7 protein-coding genes are annotated in these 6,658 nt (G+C 50.2%); 6 read left to right on the top strand and 1 reads right to left on the bottom strand.

Annotation, left to right across the window (positions count from 1 at the left end; translation table 11 throughout):
• On the bottom strand, window positions 1-574 hold a 574-nt coding region (locus VJY99_RS02900), incomplete at its 3' end, for an aminotransferase class I/II-fold pyridoxal phosphate-dependent enzyme (RefSeq protein WP_324116158.1).
• A 91-nt stretch (window positions 575-665) separates the two neighbouring features.
• On the opposite strand from VJY99_RS02900, the gene VJY99_RS02895 reads away from it, so the two are divergent.
• From VJY99_RS02895 to rlpA, 6 genes are all read left to right on the top strand, one after another.
• Window positions 666-1,277 carry an adenosylcobalamin/alpha-ribazole phosphatase gene (locus VJY99_RS02895; protein WP_324116156.1) on the top strand — a complete coding sequence of 204 codons (612 nt, stop codon included), beginning with the start codon at window positions 666-668 and terminating at the stop codon, window positions 1,275-1,277.
• A 253-nt stretch (window positions 1,278-1,530) separates the two neighbouring features.
• On the top strand, window positions 1,531-1,848 hold the full coding sequence (gene rsfS, locus VJY99_RS02890; protein ID WP_034493995.1) for a ribosome silencing factor: 318 nt from the start codon (window positions 1,531-1,533) through the stop codon (window positions 1,846-1,848).
• 3 nt (window positions 1,849-1,851) lie between these two features.
• Window positions 1,852-2,322 (top strand): 23S rRNA (pseudouridine(1915)-N(3))-methyltransferase RlmH, encoded by a 471-nt coding sequence (gene rlmH, locus VJY99_RS02885; RefSeq protein WP_324116154.1) that lies wholly within the window; start codon window positions 1,852-1,854, stop codon window positions 2,320-2,322.
• Between the two features lie 27 nt (window positions 2,323-2,349).
• The gene (gene mrdA / locus VJY99_RS02880) at window positions 2,350-4,251 is read left to right on the top strand and encodes a peptidoglycan DD-transpeptidase MrdA (RefSeq protein ID WP_324116152.1); all 1,902 of its coding nucleotides are present in this window, start codon (window positions 2,350-2,352) and stop codon (window positions 4,249-4,251) included.
• A gap of 2 nt (window positions 4,252-4,253) precedes the next feature.
• Window positions 4,254-5,366: a peptidoglycan glycosyltransferase MrdB gene (gene mrdB, locus VJY99_RS02875; protein WP_324116150.1), complete on the top strand. Its 1,113-nt coding sequence runs from the start codon at window positions 4,254-4,256 to the stop codon at window positions 5,364-5,366.
• Between the two features lie 16 nt (window positions 5,367-5,382).
• Window positions 5,383-6,525 (top strand): endolytic peptidoglycan transglycosylase RlpA, encoded by a 1,143-nt coding sequence (gene rlpA / locus VJY99_RS02870; RefSeq protein WP_324116148.1) that lies wholly within the window; start codon window positions 5,383-5,385, stop codon window positions 6,523-6,525.
• Window positions 6,526-6,658 lie beyond the last annotated feature (133 nt).

Genomic DNA, 6,658 nt, shown 5'->3' with positions numbered 1-6,658 from the left:
GGATAAAATCGAGAAAAGCTTCATCGATGATTAAAGCAATGCTGTTTTCGCGGCAACGCTGTGCAACCGCCAATAGTAAAGATCGCTCAAGCAAAAGCCCGGTTGGGTTATTCGGGGTGCACAAAAACAGGCAATCAAGATCGGGCGTTAATGCCTGAAGCAATGACTCATCGGGTTGCCAGCTATTTTCTTCAGACAGATAAAAATCGGTTATTTCACAACCTGTACGCGTTAATGCACGACGATATTCAGCAAAACCTGGCGTCAATAATAATGCCTTCCGTGGTGCAAGTTGCTGCACCAGATTAAATATCAGCTCCGTTTCACCGTTGCCTGCAAGCACCCATTCTTGCGGGACTTGATGATGGTTGGCCAACGCCTGGTGTAAAGCACGGTATTCAACGTCGGGATATCGCTCTGCCAGCGCCAGGTTTTCAACGATCGCACGCTTTAATGAATCGGGCATCCCGAGCGGATTAATATTCGCACTAAAATCGATAATCGAATTTGCATCCACTCCCATCACTGCTGCCGCTTCAATAATATTGCCACCATGCTGGCTGCTGAACGCCATACTTCCCCCAACAAAACAGACTTCGAAACATGAAGCCCAATGATACACTTATGCCAGTGCCAGCCACAGCCAACGTTTAGGTGAGGAACAGATGAAATTATGGTTAGTTCGCCATGGGCAAACCCAGGCAAATGTCGACGGGTTGTACAGTGGCATTTCTGAAACTCCGCTCACCGAACAAGGCATCATGCAGGCACAAGCCGTTGGCAATTTTTTAAATCATGTCGAGTTTGAAAAAGTGCTTTGCAGTGAGTTGGGTCGCGCTAAGCACACGACGCAGCTAATCCTTCAGCACCGAAACATCCCGGTTATCACTGAACCACGCCTGAATGAGATGAATTTTGGTGACTGGGAAATGCGTCACCACCGCGATATACAACATGCAGATGCCGAAAATTATGCGGCCTGGTGCAACGATTGGCAGAATGTGGTGCCGAAGAATGGCGAAGGCTTCCAACTTTTTTCTCAGCGGGTCAGTGAATTTGCGGCGATGCTCTCGGCGCAACCCAAAGAAGAGAATCTTCTGATTGTTAGCCATCAGGGGGTGTTAAGTTTGCTGATTGCTACCCTACTCAACCTGCCTGCAGCCTCGCTGTGGCATTTTGTGATAGAGCAAGGAGCATGGAGTTGCGTAGAAATCCGCGATGGCTTCACCACGCTTAGAACCCTTAATAATCGCGCTATTTACCACCCTGTGTCATAAGTTGTACGCGTCACAATTATCGTCAACCATTGACACTACAGTCCAGGCTGTTATGCTCCGCTGCCATAATTTCCTGCCCGCAAGCATGACTTTCCAAAACGGTTTTACAAAAATGGCGATGCAAACCAGGCCACTCGGTGGGATGATACCCCGCTTTGAGCGCCGCATTGCTGACTCGTCAGTAAGACTGCCCCATCCAATGGGTTAAATGCGGGCTACATCGAACACACTCTACTTTTCCCAGGGGGAACTCTTGCAGGGTAAAGAATTTCAAGATTTCATCGTTGATAAAATTGACGATCTCAAAGGCCAGGACATCGTTGCTTTGGATGTTCAGGGTAAATCAAGCATCACTGACTGCATGATTATCTGTACCGGCACCTCTAACCGCCACGTTATGTCTATCGCTGAACACGTCGTTGAATCATCCCGCAAAGCCGGTTTTGATGCGCTGGGCGTGAAAGGCATTAACGCGACAGACTGGGTTGTAGTCGACCTTGGCGAAGTTATCGTTCACGTTATGCAAGAAGAAAGCCGCCAGCTGTACGAACTGGAAAAGCTCTGGGGTTAATGCGTGAAGCTGCAATTAGTCGCAGTTGGCACCAAAATGCCTGACTGGGTACAAACCGGCTTTACCGAGTACCTGCGTCGTTTCCCAAAGGATATGCCATTTGAACTGGTAGAAATCCCTGCGGGAAAACGCAGCAAAAATGCCGATATCAAACGCATTCTCGAAAAAGAAGGCGAAATGATGTTGGCAGCTGCCGGCAAGGGCAACCGAATTGTCACGCTGGATATCCCAGGCCATCCTTGGGATACGCCGCACCTTGCCGTGCAACTTGAACGCTGGAAACAGGATGGTCGAGATGTCAGCTTGCTGATTGGCGGCCCGGAAGGTCTTGCCCCTGCGTGCAAAGCTGCCGCAGAGCAAAGCTGGTCGCTCTCCAATTTGACAATGCCACATCCTTTGGTGCGGGTGTTGGTCGCTGAAAGCCTGTACCGTGCATGGAGCATAACGACCAACCATCCTTATCACCGTGAGTAGATATCGTCAGGTAGAACTAAGCTTCGGATGAAATTACAGAATTCTTTTCGTGACTATACCGCTGAGTCTGCGCTTTTTGTGCGCCGGGCGCTGGTCGCGTTTCTCGGTATTTTGGTGCTAAGCGGTGTGCTAGTCGCCAACCTTTATAATTTGCAAATCGTCCGTTTCACCGACTACCAAACCCGTTCCAATGAAAACCGCATAAAACTGGTCCCCATTGCGCCTAGCCGCGGTATTATTTACGACCGTAACGGCACGCCAATGGCACTCAACCGCACCATTTATCAGGTTGAAATGATGCCTGAGAAAGTGGATAACGTGGAGGCAACGCTTGAAGCACTCCGCTCGGTGGTGGATTTAACCGACGAAGATATTGCCAACTTTAAAAAAGAACGCTCCCGTTCGCATCGTTTCACCTCTATTCCGGTCAAAACCAACCTCACCGAAGTGCAGGTTGCGCGTTTTGCCGTAAATCAATACCGCTTCCTGGGTGTTGAAGTTAAAGGCTATAAACGTCGCTTCTACCCGTATGGATCAGCACTGACGCACGTCATTGGCTATGTTTCCAAAATCAACGATAAAGATGTTGAACGTCTCGATAAAGACGGCAAGCTGGTAAACTACGCCGCAACGCATGACATCGGTAAACTCGGTATTGAACGCTATTACGAAGACGTTCTGCACGGACAAACGGGTTATGAAGAAGTTGAAGTGAACAACCGTGGTCGTGTTATTCGCCAGCTCAAAGAAGTGCCACCGCAAGCCGGGCACGATATCTATCTGACGATTGATCTTAAATTACAGAATTATATTGAAACCTTACTGACAGGCAGTCGTTCCGCAGTGGTGGTCACCGACCCTCGCACTGGCGGGATACTGGCGCTGGTTTCAATGCCAAGTTACAACCCGAACCTGTTTGTCGATGGTATCTCGAGTAAAGACTATTCCGGTTTGCTCAATGACCCCAATACGCCTCTTATCAATCGTGCGACACAAGGGGTTTACCCTCCAGCGTCGACGGTGAAACCGTATATGGCAGTTTCCGCGCTAAGCGCGGGGGTAATCACCCGGAATACGACGCTATTTGACCCCGGCTGGTGGCAGTTGCCTGGTTCTGAAAAACGCTATCGTGACTGGAAAAAGTGGGGGCATGGCCGCCTGAACATCACCAAAGCGCTTGAAGAATCTGCAGATACCTATTTCTATCAGATTGCCTATGATATGGGCATCGACCGCATGGGTGAGTGGATGCGCAAGTTTGGCTATGGGTCTTACACGGGAATCGATCTCTCTGAAGAGCGAGCCGGTAACATGCCTACGCGTGAATGGAAACTGAAACGCTTTAAAAAGCCGTGGTATCAGGGGGACACCATCCCTGTTGGTATCGGCCAGGGTTACTGGACGGCAACGCCAATCCAGATGAGTAAAGCGATGATGATTCTGATTAACGATGGCGTCGTACGCGTTCCTCATTTCTTGATGAGCACCGTTGAAAATGGCAAGCCCATTCCGTGGCAACAACCCGTACAACCGCCTGTGGGCGATATCCACTCGGGTTTCTGGGAAATTGCTAAAGACGGGATGTATGGCGTTGCCAACCGCCCTAACGGTACAGGCCATAAATACTTTGCTAACGCGCCGTATAAAGTTGCGGCTAAATCAGGAACAGCACAGGTCTTTGGCCTGAAAGCTAATGAAACCTATAACGCCCATAAAATTTCTGAACGCTTACGCGATCATAAATTGATGACGGCGTTTGCTCCTTACGATAAACCACAGGTTTCCGTTACCATGATTCTGGAAAACGGCGGTGCAGGTCCCGCTGTAGGCACCATCATGCGCCAAATCCTTGACCATATTATGCTCGGGGATAACAACACGGTTCTGCCTGCTGAAGTACCCGCAGCAGTGGGTGCAGAGGATCAATGACCATGACTGATAATCCGAATAAAAAGTCGTTCTGGGACAAAATCCATATCGACCCCATCTTCCTGGTGACCATTCTGGCGCTGCTTATATTTAGTTCACTAGTCATCTGGAGCGCCAGCGGTCAGGACCTGGACATGATGGAGCGTAAGATTGGCCAGGTCCTGATGGGGCTGGTGGTGATGGTCGTGATGGCTCAGATCCCGCCTCGTGTTTACGAAGGCTGGGCGCCGTACCTGTATATCATCTGTATCATATTGTTGGTTGCGGTAGATGCATTTGGTGCAATATCCAAAGGTGCGCAGCGCTGGCTGGACCTCGGGTTTGTTCGTTTCCAACCGTCTGAAATCGCCAAAATCGCCGTTCCGCTGATGGTTGCACGCTTTATTAACCGTGATGTCTGCCCGCCAACACTGAAAAATACCGGTATCGCACTGATCCTTATTTTCATGCCGACATTACTGGTTGCGGCTCAGCCCGATCTGGGTACCTCGATTCTTATTGCCGCATCTGGCCTGTTCGTCCTGTTTTTATCCGGCATGAGCTGGAAACTGATTGGGATTGCTGCCGTTTTGCTCGCGGCATTTATTCCGATTTTGTGGTTCTTCCTGATGCACGATTACCAACGTGCTCGCGTAATGATGCTACTCGACCCAGAAAGTGACCCACTCGGTGCGGGTTATCACATTATTCAGTCTAAGATTGCTATTGGCTCCGGTGGTTTGCGCGGCAAGGGCTGGCTGCACGGAACCCAGTCGCAACTTGAATTTTTACCAGAACGCCATACTGACTTTATCTTCGCGGTACTTGCCGAAGAGTTAGGTCTGGTGGGTGTTTTGATATTGCTGGCACTCTATCTACTGTTAATTATGCGCGGCCTTGTGATTGCCGCTCGCGCGCAAACCACCTTTGGCCGTGTTATGGCCGGTGGACTAATGTTGATTTTATTCGTATATGTGTTTGTTAACATTGGCATGGTTAGTGGTATTTTACCCGTGGTCGGAGTACCTTTGCCGCTGGTGAGTTACGGGGGCTCGGCACTCATTGTTCTGATGGCCGGGTTTGGTATCGTGATGTCGATACACACCCACAGAAAAATGTTATCAAAAAGCGTGTAAGTGGATGAGGTGGGTAATGGTAAAGCGTTGGCTTGGGATCTGTGTAGTAGCTGCATTACTGGCTGGCTGCTCGTCTGATGAAGGCGACCAACAGCAAGTAAACCAGCAACCGCAACCGGCGGTGTGTAATGGCCCGGTGGTTGAAATCAGCGGCGCAGACCCGCGCTTCGAACCGTTGAATGCTTCGGTCAATCAGAATTACGAAAACAACGGTAAGAGCTACAAAATCGTGCAAAATCCGGCGAACTTCAGTCAGGCCGGTCTTGCTGCCATTTATGACGCAGAACCCGGTAGCAATCTGACGGCATCGGGTGAAACCTTTGATTCGTCAGCATTGACTGCTGCACACCCCACACTGCCAATTCCAAGCTACGCGCGAATCACTAATATCGCGAATGGCCGTATGGTTATCGTGCGCATCAATGACCGTGGCCCTTATGGCAATGACCGTGTGATTTCATTATCTCGTGCCGCTGCGGACCGCCTGAACACCTCAAACAACTCCAAAGTCCGTATCGACCCGATTCTGGTGGCGCAAGACGGCACCATGTCCGGTCCTGGTACGGTTTGTACAACCATCGCCAAGCAAACTTATGCCCTGCCCGCACGCCCGGATTTAAACACTGGCATGGGGAGCGCAACCACTGCTCCGTCTGATGTACCTCAAAGTGACGTCCGCGCGATCAGTAATTCCACGCTTCAAAGTGAAGATACCACTGGCGCTCCGGTCAGCAGCAGTGGTTTCCTTGGTGCTGCAACACCGCTGGCTGCGGGCGTCATTGAAAATGACCCGCCTGAAGTTGTCGCAACACCCGCTGTGACAGCAACACCGGTGCAGGTCGTTCCTGTGCAACAAAACGCGCCGGTTACCGCTCCTGGTTCAGTTCAGGGCAACGTACAGACAACCGCTCCTGCTGCCACTGCCTCTGGGCATTATGTGGTTCAGGTAGGTGCGGTCAGTGACCAAAATCGTGCCACACAATGGCAACAGAAACTGAGTCAACAATTTGGTGTGCCGGGCAAGGTTTCCAGTAATGGTGCCATGTACCGTGTACAACTTGGGCCGTTTAGTAGTAAAGGCGAAGCTGCTGCACTACAACAACGCTTGATGAGTGAAGCCCAACAGCAATCTTTCATCACTAACGCACCCGCTATGTAAGTGGTTATGTCTGGCATCCGCCTGGCGTCAATTAATGTAAATTTCATTAACAAATGATGCGCGAAGACGGATGCCAGCAAAAATCGCTTTTGCTATAGTAAGGCACTTTTTTTTATTCCAATCATGGATGTCG

This window comes from Buttiauxella sp. (genome assembly GCF_035271705.1).
In the GTDB taxonomy this organism is placed as follows: domain Bacteria; phylum Pseudomonadota; class Gammaproteobacteria; order Enterobacterales; family Enterobacteriaceae; genus Buttiauxella.
Note: the sequence above shows the minus strand (reverse complement) of the source record. Positions and strands in the feature narration are given on the sequence as shown.